Raw genomic sequence first — 17,577 nt, 5'->3', positions numbered from 1 at the left:
GGCGCCGGCCGGGCCCCGCCCCTCAACGAGGCGCTTCGCGCCACGGTGTTCGCCCACCCGTCTCCCCGCCCCCCAACGAGGCACTCCGCGCCACCGTGTTCAATTTCAAGTATGAGCACCTCTGTGTTGACCGCGGTGGCCTGGCCTTACGCCAACGGTCCCCGCCACATCGGTCATGTGTCCGGTTTCGGCGTCCCCTCCGACGTCTTCTCGCGCTACCAGCGAATGGCCGGAAACCGGGTGCTCATGGTCTCGGGCACCGACGAACACGGCACACCGATCCTGGTGCAGGCCGACAAGGAAGGTCTCTCGCCGCAGGAGACCGCCGACAAGTACACCCGCCAGATCAGCCACGACCTGCGCGGGCTCGGACTGTCGTACGACCTGTTCACCCGCACCACCACCGGCAACCACGCCGACGTCGTGCAGCAGATCTTCCTTGCGCTGCACCGCAACGGGTACGTCGTGCCGAAGACGACCACCGGCGCGGTCAGCCCGTCGACGGGACGCACGCTGCCGGACCGCTACATCGAAGGCACCTGCCCGCTCTGCGGCTACGACGGCGCACGCGGCGACCAGTGCGACAACTGCGGCAACCAGCTGGACGCCGCCGAGCTGAAGAACCCGCGTTCCCGGATCAACGGTGAGAAACCAGAGTTCGTCGAGACCGAGCACCTGTTCCTCGACCTGCCGGCCTTCACCGAATCGCTCGGCGACTGGCTCTCCACCAAGACCGACTGGCGCCCGAACGTCCTGAACTTCACCAAGAACCTCGTCGACGACATGCGCCCACGGCCGATCACGCGTGACCTCGACTGGGGAGTGAAGGTGCCGCTCGACGGTTGGCGGGACCAGCCGCTCAAGCGGTTCTACGTGTGGTTCGACGCCGTCATCGGTTACTTCTCGGCCAGCGTCGAATGGGCCCGCCGCACGGGCGACCCGGACGCGTGGAAGCCGTTCTGGACGGATCCCGAAGCGCAGTCCTTCTACTTCATGGGCAAGGACAACATCACGTTCCACGCTCAGCTGTGGCCCGCGTTCCTGCTCGGTCACAACGGTCAGGGCGACAAGGGCGGCGAGGCCGGTCCGTACGGCACGCTGAACCTGCCGGGCGAGATCGTCTCGAGCGAGTTCCTCACCATGAGCGGGTCGAAGTTCTCGACCTCGCGCGGCACCGTCATCTACGTCGAGGACTTCCTGCGTGAGTTCGGCCCCGACACGCTGCGCTACTTCATCAGCGTCGCGGGACCGGAGACGCAGGACACCGACTTCACGTGGGACGAGTTCGTGCGCCGCACCAACTTCGAACTCGCCAACGAGTGGGGCAACCTCGTCAACCGGTCGATCTCGCTGGCGCACAAGAACAACGGCGGCGTGCCCGCACCGACCGCGCCCGCACCCGCCGACGAGGAACTGAAGGCCCTCGCCAAGGGAGCGTTCGACACGGTCGGCACGCACCTGCGGCACTCGCGGTTCAAACAGGCCGCCGGCGAGGCCATGCGGGTCGTGTCGGCGGCGAACAAGTACCTGTCCGATCAGGAGCCGTGGAAACTCAAGGAGGACCCGGACCGGCGCGACGCGGTGCTGCACACGGCGCTGCAGGTGGTGTCGGACGCCAACGCGCTCCTCACGCCGTTCCTGCCGCACGCCGCGCAGAAGGTCCACGAGGCGCTCGGCGGCACGGGCGTGTGGGCGGCGCAGCCGGAGTGTCACGACGTCGAGGACCTCGACATCCCCGGCAGGACGAACCCGATCCTCACCGGCGACTACGCGAGCGAGCAGGCGACGTGGGAGTCGACGCCGGTGGAGGTGGGCCGCCCGTTGGCGAAGCCGTCGCCGTTGTTCGCCAAGCTCGATGCCTCGCTGGGCGAGACCGGCCCGGACTGGGCGCCCGTCCAGAGCTGAACGTGACTGTGACGCCCCCAAGGGCACCTTGGTCGCGTTGAGCGCGACGAATCCTCCCCTGATCATGACCGTGGAGCCGTCACGACCTGTCCGGGCGCGAGGGGAAGAAAAGGTGCGTTGAGTGCAACCATGGTGCCCTTGGGGGCAACCGAGCCGGGAGAAGACGTGAGCCGGAAGAAGGATCGCGACGCACCGCCGCCGGTGCCGGAGCGACTGCCCGCATCGGTGGTTGACGCACACACTCACCTCGACGCCTGCGGGGACGGGACGGTCGCCGACGTGACGGCGTTGCTCGACCGTGCGGGCCGGGCGGGCATCGAGCGCGTGGTCACGGTCGCCGACGACCTCGCCGCCGCCCGCTGGGCCGCGGAGGCGGCGACGTGGGACGAGCGGGTGTTCGCCGCCGTGGCGATCCACCCGACCCGCACGGCGGACTTCGGTGAGATCGAGAAGGCCGAGATCGAGCGGCTCGCGGCGGCGGAACGTGTCGTGGCCGTCGGCGAGACCGGTCTGGACTACTACTGGGACTACTCGCCCCCGGAAGCCCAGCAGGCGGCGTTCCGCTGGCACATCGACCTCGCCAAGCGGATCGGCAAGCCGCTGATGATCCACGACCGCGAGGCACACGAGGACCTGCTGCGCATTCTCGAGGAAGAGGGCGCGCCGGACACCGTGGTGTTCCACTGCTTCTCCGGGGACGCCGAGATGGCGCGCCGCTGCGTCGACGCAGGCTACGTTCTGTCGTTCGCGGGCACCGTCACGTTCCGCAACGCCCGCGGGCTGCACGATGCGGCGAAGCTCGTGCCGCCGGAGCAGTATCTGGTCGAGACCGATGCGCCGTTCCTCACGCCACACCCGTTCCGGGGACGACCGAACGAGCCGTACTGCGCGGCCTACACCGTTCAGGGGCTCGCAGAGCTGCGTGGGGAGCCGGTCGGCGTGGTCGCGGACTCCGTTCGGAGTAATGCCGAGCGGGTGTTCGGCCTGCCGTCGTCGCAGACGGTCACCTCGGCGTGAGCGGGCTGCGACAACGGCGTGGGCGTTACCGTCGAACGGCCCAGGTGATGAAGGTCACGGGATCGCGCGCCGTGTTTGCGCAACCCATTGGCACCCGTTACGGTCCCGTGACCGTGCCGGTTGAGAACGACTGTCTCGATGCGGCACGCCCACAGTCACGTCGGTGTTCGTCGGGGACGACATCGCCCGCGGGGCAACGGACCGCGCGGGAATGTCAGGGGACGACGCTGACTGCGGGAGTCCTGGCCATGCGTGAAAGGGATCGACCCTGTGACTGGTAGCTACGGGCGCGCAGACGCGAGCTCGTCGTCGGCTTCGGCCGGCTCGACGGCTCTGCTCGACCGACCGAGCGACCCAGAGTTCTCCTCCGACCCGCGGATCACGCGGGACGACATCCTCGCCGTGCTCGGCCCCGACGCCGACGCACTCATGGCCGAGGCCAATGTCGGTGTGGACGAACTCATCCGGCTGATCAACGCCGAGACGACGATGCTGCCGCCGATCGTCGACACCCCGGCCGCACCGGCCGCGGTCGCCGGCGCGAGCGCCGAGGAGCCCGAGGACGGCCTCGCGGGCGCGGTCAAGACGTGGAAGAAGCGCTTCCTCAAGGGATCGGTTCTCGCCATGCTGATCACGCTCACCGGTGGCGGTGCAGCGGCGCTGGCGATGAACAAGAGCGTCACGCTCGACATCGACGGCAGCGAGCAGACGGTTCGCAGCTTCGGCGACACCGTCGGCGAAGTCCTTGCCGACGCCGACATCGACGTCGGCAAGCACGACGCGCTGTCTCCTTCGCCGCAGGCCGAGGTCGGCGACGGTGGCGTCATCACGCTCGAGCGTGGGCGCCACATGACGGTGTCGGTCGACGGCGAGCAGCGTCAGGTGTGGGTCCGCGCGACCACCGTCGACGAGGCGCTCACCCAGCTCGGGATGGAGGACCTCAAGAACGAGGGCGCGAAGCTGTCCGCGCCGCTCGACAGCGAGGTTCCGCTGAAGGGCATGACGCTCGAGGTCAAGACGCAGAAGAGCGTCACGGTCTACGACGGCGGCAAGGAGCCCCGCGAGGTCACGACCCATGCCGTCACCGCGGGCGACCTTGTCGACGAGCTCGGCATGAAGCTCGGTCCGCAGGACCGCATCCAGAGCGGCAAGCAGATGAGCCTCGAGGACGGCGCCGAGGTCTACATCAGCCGCACCGGCGTCTCGGTGGTCAAGCAGAAGGAGACCATCGAGCCCGAGGTCCGCACCATCGAGGACCCCGAGCTGGAGCAGGGCAAGGAGGTCGTCGAGAAGCCGGGCAAGGCGGGCGAGGAACTCGTCACCTACCGGGTCACCAAGAAGAACGGCGAGGAGATCGCCCGCGAGGAGATCGACTCCAAGGTTCTCAAGGAGGCCAAGGACAAGGTCGTGCGCGTGGGCACCAAGGAGCCCCCGCAGCCGCAGATCACCGGCGGCGCCGTGTGGGACCGGCTGGCTCAGTGCGAGTCCGGCGGCGACTGGTCCATCGACACCGGCAACGGCTACTACGGCGGTCTCCAGTTCGACAAGCAGACCTGGGATGCCTACGGCGGCGACCAGTACGCGGCCTACCCGGACGAGGCGAGCCGCGAACAGCAGATCGCCATCGCCACCAAGGTGCGCGACGCCCGCGGCGGCAGCTACAGCGCCTGGCCGGCGTGCTCGTCGGAGCTCGGCCTGCCGTAACCCGCCGTCGAACGCCTGCACGTCTCCAGCGCCGCCCGGTACCCCTTCGCGGGGTGCCGGGCGGCGTTGTGCTGAACTCATTGCCGTGACCGCTGAACCACCCGGGCTGCTCGGGCCCGCCGAGATCCGGCGGCTCGCCGCCGAACTCGACGTCCGCCCGACGAAGAAGCTCGGCCAGAACTTCGTGCACGACGCCAACACGGTGCGCCGGATCGTCGAGCTCGCCGAGGTCGGGCAGGACGCCGCCGACACCGTTGTGCTCGAGGTCGGCCCCGGCCTGGGTTCGCTGACGCTCGGCCTGCTGGGCACCGGGGCACGCGTGGTCGCGGTGGAGATCGATCCGGTGCTCGCGGGCCGCCTCGAACGGACCGTCGCGGCACACGCGCCGGAGGCTGCGCCACGACTGACGGTCGTCGCCGACGACGCGCTGCAGCTGGACGCCACGCGGGTCGGTGAACCCGGTGCGCTCGTGGCGAACCTGCCGTACAACGTCGCGGTTCCGGTGGTGCTGCATCTGCTCGCCGAACTGCCGTCGTTGCGGCGGGTGCTGGTCATGGTCCAGACCGAGGTGGCCGACCGCATGGCCGCGGGTCCCGGTGGCCGGGTCTACGGCGTGCCGAGTGTGAAGCTCGCCTGGTACGGCACGGCCCGCAAGGTCGCCGCCGTACCGAGATCGGTGTTCTGGCCCGTGCCGAACGTCGATTCGTCCCTCGTGGCGTTCGACCGTGGTCCGGAGCGGACCGGAGTCGACCGCGACACCGTGTTCGCCGTCGTCGACGCGGCGTTCGCGCAGCGGCGGAAGACGCTGCGCGCGGCGCTCGCATCGTGGGCGGGTTCGGCCGAACGCGCAGGCCGGGTCCTGACCACCGCCGGTGTCGATCCGCGTGCCAGAGGCGAACAGCTCGGCATCGACGACTACGTGGCGATTGCCCGAGCCGCCGCGGAAACATAACGTCGACGCGGCCGTCAACCCGGCCGCCCGCGATGTGATCTACGCCCGCGGGCTTGCCTTTCCGGCCGGGTTTCCGGTCTACTATGTGGGAATTCCATCCCGAGCGACCGAGAGACCTGGCTCGTCGACGTCGCAGCAACCTCCTTCGAGGACGGTGCTACCGCCAGGAGCGATGGAGGAACGCGATGTTTTTCCCCGAGCCGCTCACCCGGCGTCTGGTAGTCGATCACCGGCGGCGCACCGTGTCTGCGTGTCGTCGCTCCGCCGCCTTGGCCTGAGCGCGCAGCGTCGCCCCTCGTGCGACGAACCCTCCCGCGGAGCCGCCCGCCGGCCCGCCGCAGGGGCCACCTCGTCCGACCTGTGAACCGGCCGTGAGCCGGGCGCCGCAGCGCGAGGTCCGCGCCGCCATCCGATCCGACCTCCCACCGTTTTCTCCCGGCCCCGGTTTGCGACCGAGCGGGCCGGTGAGGCCCTGAGCTGTCTTGGAGCTGCTGTGATCACCGTCGAGAACGTCAGCAAGTCGTTCCGCAACACCGAGTCGGACGCGCCCGTGCAGGCGCTGCACGACGTCAACCTGGACGTCGGCGCAGGCGCACTGTTCGGTGTCGTCGGCGAACCCGGTGCGGGCAAGTCGACGCTGGCGCGCTGCGTCGCGCTGCGGGAGCGGCCGGACCGCGGCTCGGTCCGCTACGACGGGCTGAACACGACCGCCCTCGACGGCCGCAAACTGCGGGAGGCGCAAAGCCAGGTCGCGGTGGTCGACTCGCGGCTGCGGCCGGAACGGACCGTCGCCGGCAACATCGCCGCCCCGTTGGAGCGCGTGGGCGTCGACGGAGCGCGCAGGAGGCAGCGCGTCGCCACGCTGCTCGACGTCATCGGATTGAGCCGCGCGGCAGCCCAGGTGCCCGCCGACCTGACGCCGGGCCAGCAGCGCCGAGTCTCGGTGGCGCGTGCGCTGGCGGGCGGGCCCGCGGTGCTGCTCGCCGACGATCCGACCGAAGGGGTGGACGCCGACGAGAGTGGTTCCGTGCTGTCGGTGCTGGACCGGGCACGTGCCGAACTGGGTGCGACCGTGCTGCTGACCACGTCGGACGTGGGCGTGGCGCGCCGCGTGTGCGACGACGTGGCGCTCCTGGACCACGGGTCGGTCGTCGAGAGCGGCAACCTGCTGACACTCGCGGGCACGCGCGGCAGTCGTGTCGCCCACGAGCTGCTGCCGTCGGTCGAGACGTCCCCGTCGGAGGCGGCGCGTTTCGACGTCGTGGTGGACGTGGTGCTGGTCGGTTTCGCATCGGTCGGTGCGCTGCTTCCGGAGGCGGGCAGTCGCTTCGACGTCGAGATCGCCACGATCGGCGGTGGCCTGACACGGTTCGGCGACACGCCGGTGGCGCGGTTCCGCATCGGCCTGCGCGGCCAGCGGGCCGACGCCGCACTGGCGTGGATGGCCGAGCGTGGTGCCCACGTCACGCACACGCTCTGCGGACTGCGCACCGTCGCGGCCTGACGAACGCGCGTGTACTGCACTCCGGGTGCAATAGCGTTCTTGTAGCGATGCCGGCGGCAGGTCGCTACCATGGAGCTATGAGCACGGAAATCCGGCAGTCGGATCTGCGGAACGACAATGCCGCGATCATGAGAAGAGTGTCCGCGGGTGAAGCATTCGTTGTGACGGTGAACGGGCGCCCGGTGGCCGACGTCCTGCCGCACCAGCGGGACACGACGCGCCGGTTCGTCCCGGTCGACGAGGCGGCGCGGTTGCTCAGCCACCAGACGCTGGATCGTGCTGCGTGGGTCGCCGACATCGCTGCAGTGCCGTTTCCGGACGACGTCGAGGATCCGTGGGAGCGGTGACACGGCGCGGTTTGCTCGACACATCCGTCGTGATCGACTACCCGGCGGAGAAGGTGGCTGCACTGGTCGACGAAGTCGCGGTGGCGGCGATCTCGGTGGGTGAACTCGAGTACGGTGTGACGGCAGCGACCGACCCTGTCGTTCAGGTGCAACGGCGACGTGCACTCCAGGCCGTAACCGCGACGTTCGACGTGTTGCCGTTCGACGCCGACTGCGCCGAGTACTACGGAGCGCTGGCGGGCGCCGTTCGCGCGGCAGGGCGGGATCCGCGGCCGCGGCGCCTCGACCTGCAGATCGCGGCCACCGCCGTCCGCTACGGGCTGGTGTTGCTGACGCGGAACGCCGATGATTTCAAGGGAATCGAGGAGTCACTGGTCGTCGAAGACATGCTTGCGTCGTCTCGTTCCTGACCGCTCGCGGTGCGACCGCCGCGCGGGAGTGACGTGCACGGGTGACTCGCCGCGGTCCGGCGCGCCTGCGCCCACCCGTCGCCCGGCCGCCACCCCTCGTCGACGCGCTGATGCGCGGCTGTGCCGGACGCACCGGGGCGCCAAGTACCCTGGGTATGTGCTTGCCGTCGTACCGACCCCCGTGACCGTCACGGTGCCGTCCAAGATCAACGTGCACCTGGCTGTGGGACCGGCGCGCGACGACGGGTACCACGAGTTGACGACCGTGTTCCAGGCGTTGTCGCTGACCGACACCGTCACCGTGTCGGCCGCCGAGGAATCGTCCCTGCAGGTGCGCGGCGAGGGCGAGAAGGCCGTGCCGCGTGACGAGCGCAACCTGGCCTGGCGGGCGATCGACGTCCTCGCCGAACATCTGGACACGACCCCGGCCGAGCTGGGCCCGGTGCAGATCGCGCTGGAGAAGAACATTCCGGTGGCGGGCGGCATGGCGGGCGGCAGCGCCGACGCGGCGGGCGCGCTCCTCGGGCTCGCGACGCTGTGGAAACTCGACCTCTCGCGGGACGAACTCACCCGGCTCGCGGCGAAACTCGGCAGCGACGTGCCGTTCTCCCTGCTGGGCGGAACCGCGCTCGGCACAGGCAGGGGCGAGGAACTGCTGCCGGTCCTGACGCGGCACACGTTCCACTGGGTGCTGGCGTTCGCCCAGCGTGGCCTGTCGACGCCGCGGGTGTACAAGGAACTCGACCGGCTCCGCGAAGCCGGCGAGCCGCCGCCTGCCGCAGGCGACCACGACGTGGTCATCGAGGCGCTGGCCTCGGGGGACCCGCACCGCCTCGCCGAACTGATCGGCAACGACCTGCAGATCGCCGCCGTGTCGTTGCGCCCGAACCTGCGGCGCACGCTGCGTGCGGGCGTCGAGGCGGGTGCGCTGGCGGGCCTGGTGTCCGGCTCGGGTCCGACGTGCGCGTTCCTGTGCGAGGACGCCGAGTCCGCGGTGCAGGTGTCCGCGCGGCTGTCCGGCGCGGGGGTCTGCCGGACGGTGCGGGTCGCCAGTGGTCCGGTGCACGGGGCGCGGGTGGTCGAGTCGGACGGTGGGCCGCCGGGCGGCGAACCGCCGTGGGATCCGACCCCGCCGCAGGCACACGCATGACCCTCACCGCGCTCCCGGCCGGGTCCGGAGTTCCGGGTTCCAGAGTTCCGGGGTCCGGAGTTCCGGACGGGGACCTGCGGGAGGCGGTGGGCAGCACTGTCACCATCGGCCACGCCACGAGCGTGGTCGCACACAGCGTTTCCGCATCGCGCGAGAGGTTTGTCTGACGCATGGCCAACCTGGTCAATCTCGAATCGGTGAGCAAGTCCTACGGTGTCCGGCCGCTGCTGGACGAGGTGTCCCTCGGCGTCGGCGAAGGGCAGCGCATCGGCGTCGTCGGGCTCAACGGCGGCGGCAAGACGACGCTGCTCGAAGTGCTCGCAGGCATCACAGAGCCCGACTCGGGACGGGTGAGCCGCTTGCGGGATCTGCGCCTGGGCGTCGTCACGCAGCGAACCGACCTGCCCGACGGCAGCACCGTCGGCGAGGTCGTGCTGGCCGATTTCGGCGCCGAGCACGAATGGGCCTCCGATGCGCGGGTGCGTTCCATCGTCGACGGGCTGGGCATCGCGGCGATCGGGCTCGACACACCGACGGCCACCCTGTCCGGTGGGGAACGCCGCCGGGTCGCGCTGGCGGCCACGCTCGTCGGTGAGCTCGACCTGATCGTGCTCGACGAGCCCACCAACCACCTCGACGTCGAGGGCGTGCGGTGGCTGGCCGATCACCTGCTCGCGCGCAAGTCCTCGCTCGTGGTCGTCACGCACGACCGCTGGTTCCTCGACACCGTGTGCGGCCGGACGTGGGAGGTCACCTCGGGCCGCGTCGAGCAGTACGAGGGCGGCTACGCGGACTGGGTGTACGCCCGCGCCGAACGCGCCCGGCTCGCCCAGGCGGCGGAGGAGAAACGGCAGAACCTGGCGCGCAAGGAGCTCGCGTGGCTGCAGCGCGGTGCGAAGGCGCGCACCTCGAAACCGAAGTTCCGGATCGAGGCCGCCGAGGCGCTGATCGCGGACGTGCCGCCGCCGCGCGACACCGTCGAGCTGATGAGCTTCGCCAAGCGCAGACTCGGCAAGACGGTGCTGGAACTCGAGGACGTGTCGTTGAGCGTCGGCGACCGGACGCTGCTCGACCACGTCACATGGCGGATCGGCCCCGGCGACCGGATCGGCCTCGTCGGCGTCAACGGTTCCGGCAAGACGACGCTGCTCAAACTGCTCGCAGGGGAACGCGAGCCCGAGACCGGCAGGCGCGTCGAGGGCAAGACCGTCCACCTGGCGCACCTGAAGCAGGAACTCGACGACCTGCCCGCCGACCTGCGGGTGCTGCAGGCGGTGGAACGCGTCGCCGCGCGGGTGCAGTTCGGCAAACACGAACTGTCCGCCTCGCAGCTGGCCGAGAAGCTGGGTTTCCCTCCGAAACGACAGTGGACCCCGGTCGGTGACCTCTCCGGTGGGGAACGGCGCAGGTTGCAGCTGGTGCGGCTGCTCATGGCCGAACCGAACGTGCTGCTGCTCGACGAGCCCACCAACGACCTGGACATCGACACGCTCCAACAGCTCGAGGACCTGCTCGACGGCTGGCCGGGCACGCTGATCGTCGTCTCGCACGACCGGTACCTCACCGAGCGTGTGTGCGACAACGTCGTCGCCCTGTTCGGCGACGGCACGATCACCGACCTGCCCGGCGGGATCGACGAGTACCTGCAGCGCAGGCAGACCATCGCCGACCGGCCCGCGGGCGAGCGGGCCCCGGCATCCGGGGCCGAACCGCAGGCCGACGCCGAGCAGGGCGCGCCGAAGCTGTCCAACTCCGAGTGGCGGGCCATCACCAAGGAACTGGGCAAGCTCGAACGGAAGCTCGATGCGATCGGGGAGAGGGAGTCGAAGCTTCACGCGGCGCTCGCGGACGCGGCAACCGAGCCCGACCGGCTGATGGAGCTCAACAACGAGCTGAAGGCGTTGCACGCCGAGAAGGACGAGCTGGAACAGCGGTGGCTGGAAGCGTCCGAGGCCGTGGAGTGACTCATTCGGGCTCGGATGTGTGGCCTGTCCCCGCTTCCGTGTAACCCTTGGTTACAGTCTGTGTCATGAGCCGGTTCGTGGACACGATGGTCGCCAACGCGCAGGCGGGCGGCACGCAGCGGGGGATGGTCACGGGTGAGCCCTCGGAGCCCGTGCGCAGAACATGGGCGGAGGTGCACGGCCGTGCCCGGTGCCTCGCCGGTGATCTGATGAGCGGCGGATTCGAGGCCGGCGGTGCGGTGGCCGTCCTCGCCGCCGCACCGGAGCTGATCGCCCCGACCGTGCAGGGCGTGTGGCTGGCAGGCGGCAGCGTGACGATGCTGCACCAGCCGACGCCCAGGACCGATCTCGCGCACTGGGCTGCCGACACGCTGCAGGTGCTGCGGATGATCGGGTCGGACCTGGTGCTGCTCGGCGAACCGTTCGGACAGCTGGCGCCCGTGCTGGAGGAGAACGGCATCCAGTACCGCACGATCGAGACACTGCTCGACGGCGAACCGATCGCGGACCCGGTGCCGACCGCCGAGGAGGACCTGGCACTGCTGCAGCTCACCAGCGGCTCCACCGCCGAGCCGAAGGCCGTGCGGATCACCCACGGCAACCTCTTCAGCAACATCAGCGCCATGGCACGACGTTCCGAACTGGACCCGGGCAGCGACGTGATGGTGTCGTGGCTGCCGACGTTCCACGACATGGGCATGGTCGGCTTCCTGACCGTTCCCATGACGTTCGGCGTCGAGCTGGTCAAGGTCACCCCGGTGGAGTTCCTGAGTGCGCCGCTGCTGTGGCCGGAGCTGATCACCCGCTACCACGGAACCATCACCGCCGCGCCGAACTTCGCCTACGCCATCGTGGGCCGCAGGCTCGCAAGGGTCGACGACGGGGAGGCCTACGACCTGTCGACGCTACGGATCGCCCTCAACGGCGCAGAGCCGATCGACGAGACCGCGGTCGCCACCTTCACCGGGGCGGGCGGGCGGTTCGGCATGCCCGCCGAGTGTGTGTTCCCCGCGTACGGGCTAGCCGAGGCCACGCTCGCCGTATCGTTCGCGCCGCTGTCGACCGGGCTGACGGTCGACGTCGTCGAGGCCGGCCCGCTGGAGTCGGAGAACCGTGCCGTCGCCGTCCCCGAGGGCGACGAGCGGCGGGGCACCGAGCAGGTCCGCGGATTCGCCGTGCTGGGCAGGCCGCTCGACGGCATCGAGGCGCAGATCGTCGACCCCGGCGGAGCGGTACTCGGCGAACGTGAGGTCGGGGAGATCCGATTGCGGGGCGAGGCGATCACGCCGGGATACCTGACCGTCGACGGCCCCGTGGCGACGCAGGACGCAGCGGGCTGGTTCGCCACCGGCGACATCGGCTACCTGGTCGACGGGCAGATCGTGATCTGCGGCCGCAGCAAGGACGTCATCATCCTGGGCGGTCGCAACGTCTACCCGACCGACGTCGAGCGGGCCGCGAGCTCCGTCGACGGGGTGCGGGCCGGCAACGCGGTGGCCGTGCGGATCGACGCGGGCACCCGCCGCGAACGGTTCGCCGTCGTGCTCGAGTCGAAGGCGGCGGGCGACGAGGCCGAGGAAACGCGCATCGTCAAGGAGGTCACGGCGCGGGTGCGGGACGCGGTGGATGCGCGGCCCTACGCGGTCCTCGTCCTGCCGACGGGCAGCCTACCGAAGACACCGTCCGGCAAGGTGCAGCGCGCGGCGACCGCCGAGCAGTACCGCGACAGGATGGACGCCGGCGCCTGATCCGTCGGGAGACCAGGCGCCAGGCGGGCTCGGTGGGGTCAGCCGTCTCGGGAGCGCCCCGGCGCCGAGTCGGCTGCGGGAAGGTTCACGACCGGGATGTCGGCGGTGGGGACGTCGGTGACCGCGGGCGATTCGGTGCGTGCAGCGGGCACGTGGTGCGCATCGCCGGTGACGCCGGTGCGTGCCAGCAGCGTGTCCTCGACGCGGTCGAGGAACTCGTCGACGCTTTTCTCGTCGTACCCGCGCTTGCCGATCGGCGGGCGCGCGAACTGGCTGTGGTGCACCTCGGCCGCTGTCAGGTCGTCCTGGTCGGACAGGGTTGCCACGATCCGGTCGATCAGCGTGTCGACCTCGTGTTTGGCGTAACCGCGCCTGCCGAAACCGGAATCGGGGAAGGCGATGGTGCGTACCTCGTCTGCTGTGATCGCCATGACCTGCACCTCCACGTCGGGTCACTCGCGGCCTTCTGTGATAGCCGTGGTGGTGAGACGCCGGGAAGGGCGCAGCTATGATGCGACTCGTTCAGGGGTACGGGACGACCCTGTCGGGTTAGTTTGCGTGTCCGATGTGACGCTCCGTGCCTGCGCGGCCGGTGGGGTCGGCGGCGCACGCCGGTCATCGGGCCTGATCAGGAACCGTGGTAGGCGTTCTGCGCAGCCGTCAGCCCCCGGGACACCAGTTCCTCGACGGCGTCGGCGCAGCGGTCGACGTTGAGTGGCAACTCGCGCCGCTCGGTCGTCGAGAAGTCCTTCAGTACGAAATCCGCGGCGTCCATCCGGCCCGGCGGCCTGCCGACGCCGAAGCGCACCCGGAAGTACTCCTTGGTGCCGAAGGACTTCGTGATGGAGCGCAGTCCATTGTGTCCGTTGTCGCCGCCGCCGAGCTTGAGCCGCAGCGAACCGTAGTCGACGTCCAGCTCGTCGTGGATCACGACCAGACCACTCGCGTCGACCTTGTAGAAGCGGGCGGCGCCCACGATCGGGCCGCCCGAGAGGTTCATGTACGAACGCGGCTTCGCCAGCACCACCTTGCGGTCGCCGAGGCGCCCTTCGATTATCTCGGCGCCGCTCTTGTGCGCCTTGAACTTCCCGCCGAGTCGGGACGCGAGCTCGTCGAGAACCATGAAGCCCACGTTGTGCCGGTTGCCGGCATAGCGGGGCCCGGGATTGCCGAGGCCGGCGAGCAGTACCTGCTCGCCGGCCCCGGGAAGATCGTTCGTCATGTTCGACGGAGAAGTGAGCGTCAGCTCTCCGAGCTGTCGCCGCCCTCGGCGTCGGAGGGCTCCTCGGTCACGCCTGCACCCTCGGCGTCGACGTCGGCCTCCATGGCCTCCTCGGTCGGCGCCTCGTTCACCGCGACGACCAGCACCTCCGGGTCGGTGACCAGCTCGGCGCCGCGCGGCAGCGTGACGTCGGACGCGTGCACGGTGTGGCCCGCCTCGGCGCCGTCGATGTCGACCTCGAACTGCTCCGGGATGTGCAGCGCCTCGACCTCGATCTGCACGGTGTCGACGTCCTGGTTGACCAGCGTGCCCGGGGCCGCGGTGCCGTTCAGGACGATCGGCACGTCGACCGTGACCTTCTCGCCGCGGCGCACGACGAGGAGGTCGACGTGCTCGATGTAGTTCTTGAGCGGGTGGACCGTGATGGTCTTGGTCAGCGCCAGCTCGGTCTTCTTGTTGTTCGAGCCGTCGACGTCGAGCGTCAGCACGGCGTTCTGGCCGTTCTCGCGCACGACGCGGGCGAAGTCGACCGCCGGCAGCGCGAGGTGCCGCGGGTCCTCGCCATGGCCGTACAGCACCGCCGGGATCTTGCCGGCACGGCGGGTGCGGCGAGCCGCTCCCTTGCCGAACTCGTTGCGGGGTTCGACGGTCAGGCGTACCTCGGACACGGTGATGCACTCCTCGCGGTGGGGCCCAGGTGGATGGGCTGTAGCTTGCTTGGTCTTACTGGGGCGTCGTTGGGTCTACGTTGTCGGCTGCTGGTGGGTGCCAGCGGTTGTCGCCTGTGGCTCCTCCGGCGGCGAGTACCACGACGTGCGCGCACGGGTGGCCTCTCAAGCCGCCGCGTCGATCACGTCGGGCGCCGGACTCGCATCCGGCCCCGCCTCGCCGAGACAACTCGCCCAGTGTAATCCAGCCGGAAGCGGTGCTTGACCCCCGCCCCGGTCTGTGCAAACGGCCACGCCGACGGGACCGGGTGAAATGCCGGGAAGCGGCAGCAGCCGCCGGGCAGGAGAGTGGCGTCGGTACCGACATGACGCGACCCCACGGCGTGCCGTCCGGCCGCCATGGGGTCGCGTCGAAGCGGGCGTCACCGCCGGTGTGTACCGGCGCCGCGCATCAGTCCGCGGGCGCCGCGCATCCGGCGCCGGCTGTCACGCGCTGCCGTCGAACAGGCTCGTCACCGAGCCGTCCTCGAAGACCTCCTGGATCGCGCGCGCCAACAGCGGTGCGATCGACAGCACGGTCATCGTCGGGAAGCGCTTCTCCTCCGGGATCGGCAGCGTGTTGGTGACGATCACCTCGCGTGCCTTCGAGTTCGCCAGCCGCTCGGTCGCCGGATCGGAGAGGATGCCGTGCGTCGTGGCGATCACGACGTCGGAGGCGCCCTGATCGAGCAGCGCTTCCACTGCCTTACTGATCGTGCCGCCGGTGTCGATCATGTCGTCGATCAGCACGCAGAGCCGGCCGTTGACGTCGCCCACGACACGGTTCGCGACCGCCTGGTTCGGCTTGTCGGGGTCACGCGTCTTGTGGATGAACGCGATCGGCCGGTCGCCCAGCTGCTGGGCCCACTTCTCGGCGAGCCGTACGCGGCCGGAGTCGGGGGAGACGACCGTGATCTCGTGGTCGCTGTAGTGCTCGTTGATGTAGTCGGCGAGCACGTTCTGCCCGTGCAGGTGGTCGACAGGGCCGTCGAAGAAGCCCTGGATCTGCGCCGTGTGCAGGTCGACCGTCAGGATGCGGTCGGCGCCGGCCGTCTTGAGCAGGTCCGCCACCAGCCGCGCCGAGATCGGCTCACGGCCCTTGTGCTTCTTGTCCTGCCGCGAATACGGGTAGAACGGCACGATCGCCGTGATGCGCTTGGCGCTACCCCGCTTCAGCGCGTCGATCATGATCAGCTGTTCCATCAGCCACTCGTTGATCGGCGGGGAGAAGCTCTGGATGACGAAGGCGTCGGTGCCACGCACGGACTCCTGATACCGCACGTAGATCTCGCCGTTCGCAAACGTGTGCACCGTCTGCGGGGTGACCGTCACGTTGAGGTTCTTCGCGACCTCTTCGGCGAGCTCGACGTGTGAACGCCCCGAGAAGAGCATCAGATTCTTCTTGGGTGTTCCGGACTTCGGACTCATGCTGGCGACTCCCCGTCGGTGTCGGTTTCCTGCTGGTCGGCGGCGGCCTGCTCGGCGGCCTCCGCCGCTGGGGTACCCGGCCTACGCCGCGGCACCCAGCCTTCGATGTTGCGCTGCGGTGCCCCTGATACCGCGAGCGCGCCGGGCGGGACGTCGTCCCGGATCACCGTGCCGGCGCCGCTGTAGGCGCCGTCCCCCACGGTGACCGGGGCGACGAACATGGTGTCCGAGCCCGTTCGGACGTGCGAACCGATCGTGGTGTGGTGCTTGGAGATGCCGTCGTAGTTGACGAACACGCTCGAGGCGCCGATGTTGCTGTGCTCGCCGATCGTGGCGTCACCGACGTAGGTCAGGTGCGGCACCTTCGTCCCGCAGCCGATGTCGGCCTTCTTCGTCTCGACGAACGTGCCGATCTTGCCCGCCTCGCCCAGTTTCGTACCGGGGCGCAGATAGGCGAACGGTCCGACCGAGGCGTCGTCGCCGATCACGGACTCGCTGCCGTGGGTGCGCACCACGTTCGCGCGTTCTCCCACTCGCACGTCCGTCAACGTCGAATCCGGTCCCACGGTCGCGCCCGCGCCGACGGCCGTGGCGCCGCGCAGCTGCACGCCGGGCTCGATGACGACATCACGGGAGAGCGTGACATCGAGGTCGATGCGGGTGGCTGCGGGGTCGACGACCGTGACGCCCTCGCGTTGCCAGCGGGTGACGATGCGGCGGTTGAGTTCGGAGCCGAGCGCGGAGAGCTGGACGCGGTCGTTGACGCCCTCCGTCAGCCACGGATCGGCCACCGGCAACGCACCGACCCGGCGCCCGTCGCCGCGTGCGATGCCGAGGATGTCGGTCAGGTAGAGCTCGCCCTGCGAATTGTCGGTCGACAGCCGCGAAAGCCCGTCGGAGAGGACGGCGGCGTCGAAGGCGTACACCCCGGAGTTGATCTCCGTGATGGCACGCTGAGCCTCGTCGGCGTCCTTGTGCTCGACGATCCCGGTGACGTCCCCGGCGGTGTCGCGCACGATGCGGCCGTAGCCCGACGGGTCGTCGACCACCGAGGTGAGCACGGTGACCGCGTTGCCGTCGCGCTCGTGGGCGGCGAGGAAGTCGGTCAGCGTCGGGGTGTCGAGCAGCGGCACGTCGCCGTAGGTGACCAGCACCGTGCCGGAATCGCCCGCGGGGAGCGCTTCGAGGGCGCAGCGCACCGCATGGCCGGTGCCGCGCTGCTGCTCCTGCACGGCCGTCTTCACCGCGGTGCCGATCGTGTCGGAGACCACGTCGAGGTGGGCGCCCACCTGTTCGCGGCCGTGCCCGACGACGACCACGAGCTCGTCAGGCCCCAGGCCGGCAACGGCCCGGACGGCGTGTTCGACGAGCGGGCGCCCCGCGATCGGGTGCAGCACCTTCGGGAGTTCCGAACGCATGCGGGTGCCCTCGCCTGCGGCGAGGATGACTGTGCTCAGCGGCCCGGTCACGGCACTCCTTGGATTCACCGGGGATGGGATTCACCGGGGATTAATCTCGG

15 protein-coding genes and 1 riboswitch are annotated in these 17,577 nt (G+C 69.9%); of the genes, 10 read left to right on the top strand and 5 right to left on the bottom strand.

Annotated elements, in window-relative coordinates:
* Positions 1 to 111 precede the first annotated feature (111 nt).
* The 10 genes from metG to LY12_RS12670 all read left to right on the top strand — a co-directional run bounded on the left by metG (position 112) and on the right by LY12_RS12670 (position 12,701).
* Complete coding sequence (metG, locus tag LY12_RS12715; RefSeq protein ID WP_253856258.1) at positions 112 to 1,905, top strand: methionine--tRNA ligase; 1,794 nt, start codon at positions 112 to 114, stop codon at positions 1,903 to 1,905.
* Positions 1,906 to 2,070: 165 nt separating this feature from the next.
* Entirely contained in the window at positions 2,071 to 2,922 is an 852-nt protein-coding gene (locus tag LY12_RS12710) for a TatD family hydrolase (protein ID WP_253856257.1), read from the top strand.
* 333 nt (positions 2,923 to 3,255) lie between these two features.
* Complete coding sequence (locus LY12_RS12705; protein WP_253857341.1) at positions 3,256 to 4,626, top strand: resuscitation-promoting factor; 1,371 nt, start codon at positions 3,256 to 3,258, stop codon at positions 4,624 to 4,626.
* A gap of 79 nt (positions 4,627 to 4,705) precedes the next feature.
* Entirely contained in the window at positions 4,706 to 5,578 is an 873-nt protein-coding gene (gene rsmA / locus LY12_RS12700; protein ID WP_372493524.1) for a 16S rRNA (adenine(1518)-N(6)/adenine(1519)-N(6))-dimethyltransferase RsmA, read from the top strand.
* Positions 5,579 to 5,669: 91 nt separating this feature from the next.
* Positions 5,670 to 5,757: riboswitch (SAM riboswitch) on the top strand.
* Between the two features lie 314 nt (positions 5,758 to 6,071).
* A complete protein-coding gene (locus tag LY12_RS12695; protein WP_253856255.1) occupies positions 6,072 to 7,082 on the top strand; it encodes a methionine ABC transporter ATP-binding protein in 1,011 nt (336 codons plus the stop codon).
* 77 nt (positions 7,083 to 7,159) lie between these two features.
* Positions 7,160 to 7,429 (top strand): type II toxin-antitoxin system Phd/YefM family antitoxin, encoded by a 270-nt coding sequence (locus tag LY12_RS12690; RefSeq protein WP_253856254.1) that lies wholly within the window; start codon positions 7,160 to 7,162, stop codon positions 7,427 to 7,429.
* A complete protein-coding gene (locus tag LY12_RS12685) occupies positions 7,426 to 7,839 on the top strand; it encodes a type II toxin-antitoxin system VapC family toxin (RefSeq protein ID WP_253856252.1) in 414 nt (137 codons plus the stop codon). The genes LY12_RS12690 and LY12_RS12685 overlap by 4 nt, the downstream gene beginning before the upstream one ends.
* A gap of 157 nt (positions 7,840 to 7,996) precedes the next feature.
* Positions 7,997 to 8,989, top strand: a complete 993-nt coding sequence (locus tag LY12_RS12680) for a 4-(cytidine 5'-diphospho)-2-C-methyl-D-erythritol kinase (RefSeq protein ID WP_253856250.1) — start codon at positions 7,997 to 7,999, stop codon at positions 8,987 to 8,989.
* A gap of 170 nt (positions 8,990 to 9,159) precedes the next feature.
* Positions 9,160 to 10,953: an ABC-F family ATP-binding cassette domain-containing protein gene (locus LY12_RS12675; RefSeq protein WP_253856248.1), complete on the top strand. Its 1,794-nt coding sequence runs from the start codon at positions 9,160 to 9,162 to the stop codon at positions 10,951 to 10,953.
* Positions 10,954 to 11,018: 65 nt separating this feature from the next.
* Positions 11,019 to 12,701: a fatty acyl-AMP ligase gene (locus tag LY12_RS12670; protein ID WP_253856245.1), complete on the top strand. Its 1,683-nt coding sequence runs from the start codon at positions 11,019 to 11,021 to the stop codon at positions 12,699 to 12,701.
* Between the two features lie 38 nt (positions 12,702 to 12,739).
* On the opposite strand, the gene LY12_RS12665 is transcribed toward LY12_RS12670, so the two are convergent.
* The 5 genes from LY12_RS12665 to glmU form a co-directional block, all read right to left on the bottom strand.
* Entirely contained in the window at positions 12,740 to 13,132 is a 393-nt protein-coding gene (locus tag LY12_RS12665; protein ID WP_253856243.1) for a DivIVA domain-containing protein, read from the bottom strand.
* Positions 13,133 to 13,329: 197 nt separating this feature from the next.
* Positions 13,330 to 13,923, bottom strand: coding sequence for an aminoacyl-tRNA hydrolase (pth, locus tag LY12_RS12660; protein WP_253856241.1), 594 nt, complete (start codon positions 13,921 to 13,923; stop codon positions 13,330 to 13,332).
* 20 nt (positions 13,924 to 13,943) lie between these two features.
* Positions 13,944 to 14,591, bottom strand: a complete 648-nt coding sequence (locus LY12_RS12655) for a 50S ribosomal protein L25/general stress protein Ctc (protein WP_253856239.1) — start codon at positions 14,589 to 14,591, stop codon at positions 13,944 to 13,946.
* 486 nt (positions 14,592 to 15,077) lie between these two features.
* Positions 15,078 to 16,058 carry a ribose-phosphate diphosphokinase gene (locus LY12_RS12650; protein ID WP_253856238.1) on the bottom strand — a complete coding sequence of 327 codons (981 nt, stop codon included), beginning with the start codon at positions 16,056 to 16,058 and terminating at the stop codon, positions 15,078 to 15,080.
* Positions 16,055 to 17,527 carry a bifunctional UDP-N-acetylglucosamine diphosphorylase/glucosamine-1-phosphate N-acetyltransferase GlmU gene (glmU, locus tag LY12_RS12645; RefSeq protein ID WP_253856230.1) on the bottom strand — a complete coding sequence of 491 codons (1,473 nt, stop codon included), beginning with the start codon at positions 17,525 to 17,527 and terminating at the stop codon, positions 16,055 to 16,057. The genes LY12_RS12650 and glmU overlap by 4 nt, the downstream gene beginning before the upstream one ends.
* Positions 17,528 to 17,577: the final 50 nt, after the last annotated feature.

This window comes from Prauserella alba (assembly GCF_024171735.1).
GTDB lineage: Bacteria > Actinomycetota > Actinomycetes > Mycobacteriales > Pseudonocardiaceae > Prauserella > Prauserella alba.
Note: the sequence above shows the minus strand (reverse complement) of the source record. Positions and strands in the feature narration are given on the sequence as shown.

Excerpts from the sequence above, each read along its gene's own strand:
- LY12_RS12670 (WP_253856245.1), top strand. The coding sequence starts at position 11,019 with ATGAGCCGGTTCGTGGACACGATGGTCGCCAACGCGCAGGCGGGCGGC.
- LY12_RS12690 (WP_253856254.1), top strand. The coding sequence starts at position 7,160 with ATGAGCACGGAAATCCGGCAGTCGGATCTGCGGAACGACAATGCCGCG.
- LY12_RS12675 (WP_253856248.1), top strand. The coding sequence starts at position 9,160 with ATGGCCAACCTGGTCAATCTCGAATCGGTGAGCAAGTCCTACGGTGTC.
- LY12_RS12665 (WP_253856243.1), bottom strand. The coding sequence starts at position 13,132 with ATGGCGATCACAGCAGACGAGGTACGCACCATCGCCTTCCCCGATTCC.
- LY12_RS12650 (WP_253856238.1), bottom strand. The coding sequence starts at position 16,058 with ATGAGTCCGAAGTCCGGAACACCCAAGAAGAATCTGATGCTCTTCTCG.
- metG (WP_253856258.1), top strand. The coding sequence starts at position 112 with ATGAGCACCTCTGTGTTGACCGCGGTGGCCTGGCCTTACGCCAACGGT.
- pth (WP_253856241.1), bottom strand. The coding sequence starts at position 13,923 with ATGACGAACGATCTTCCCGGGGCCGGCGAGCAGGTACTGCTCGCCGGC.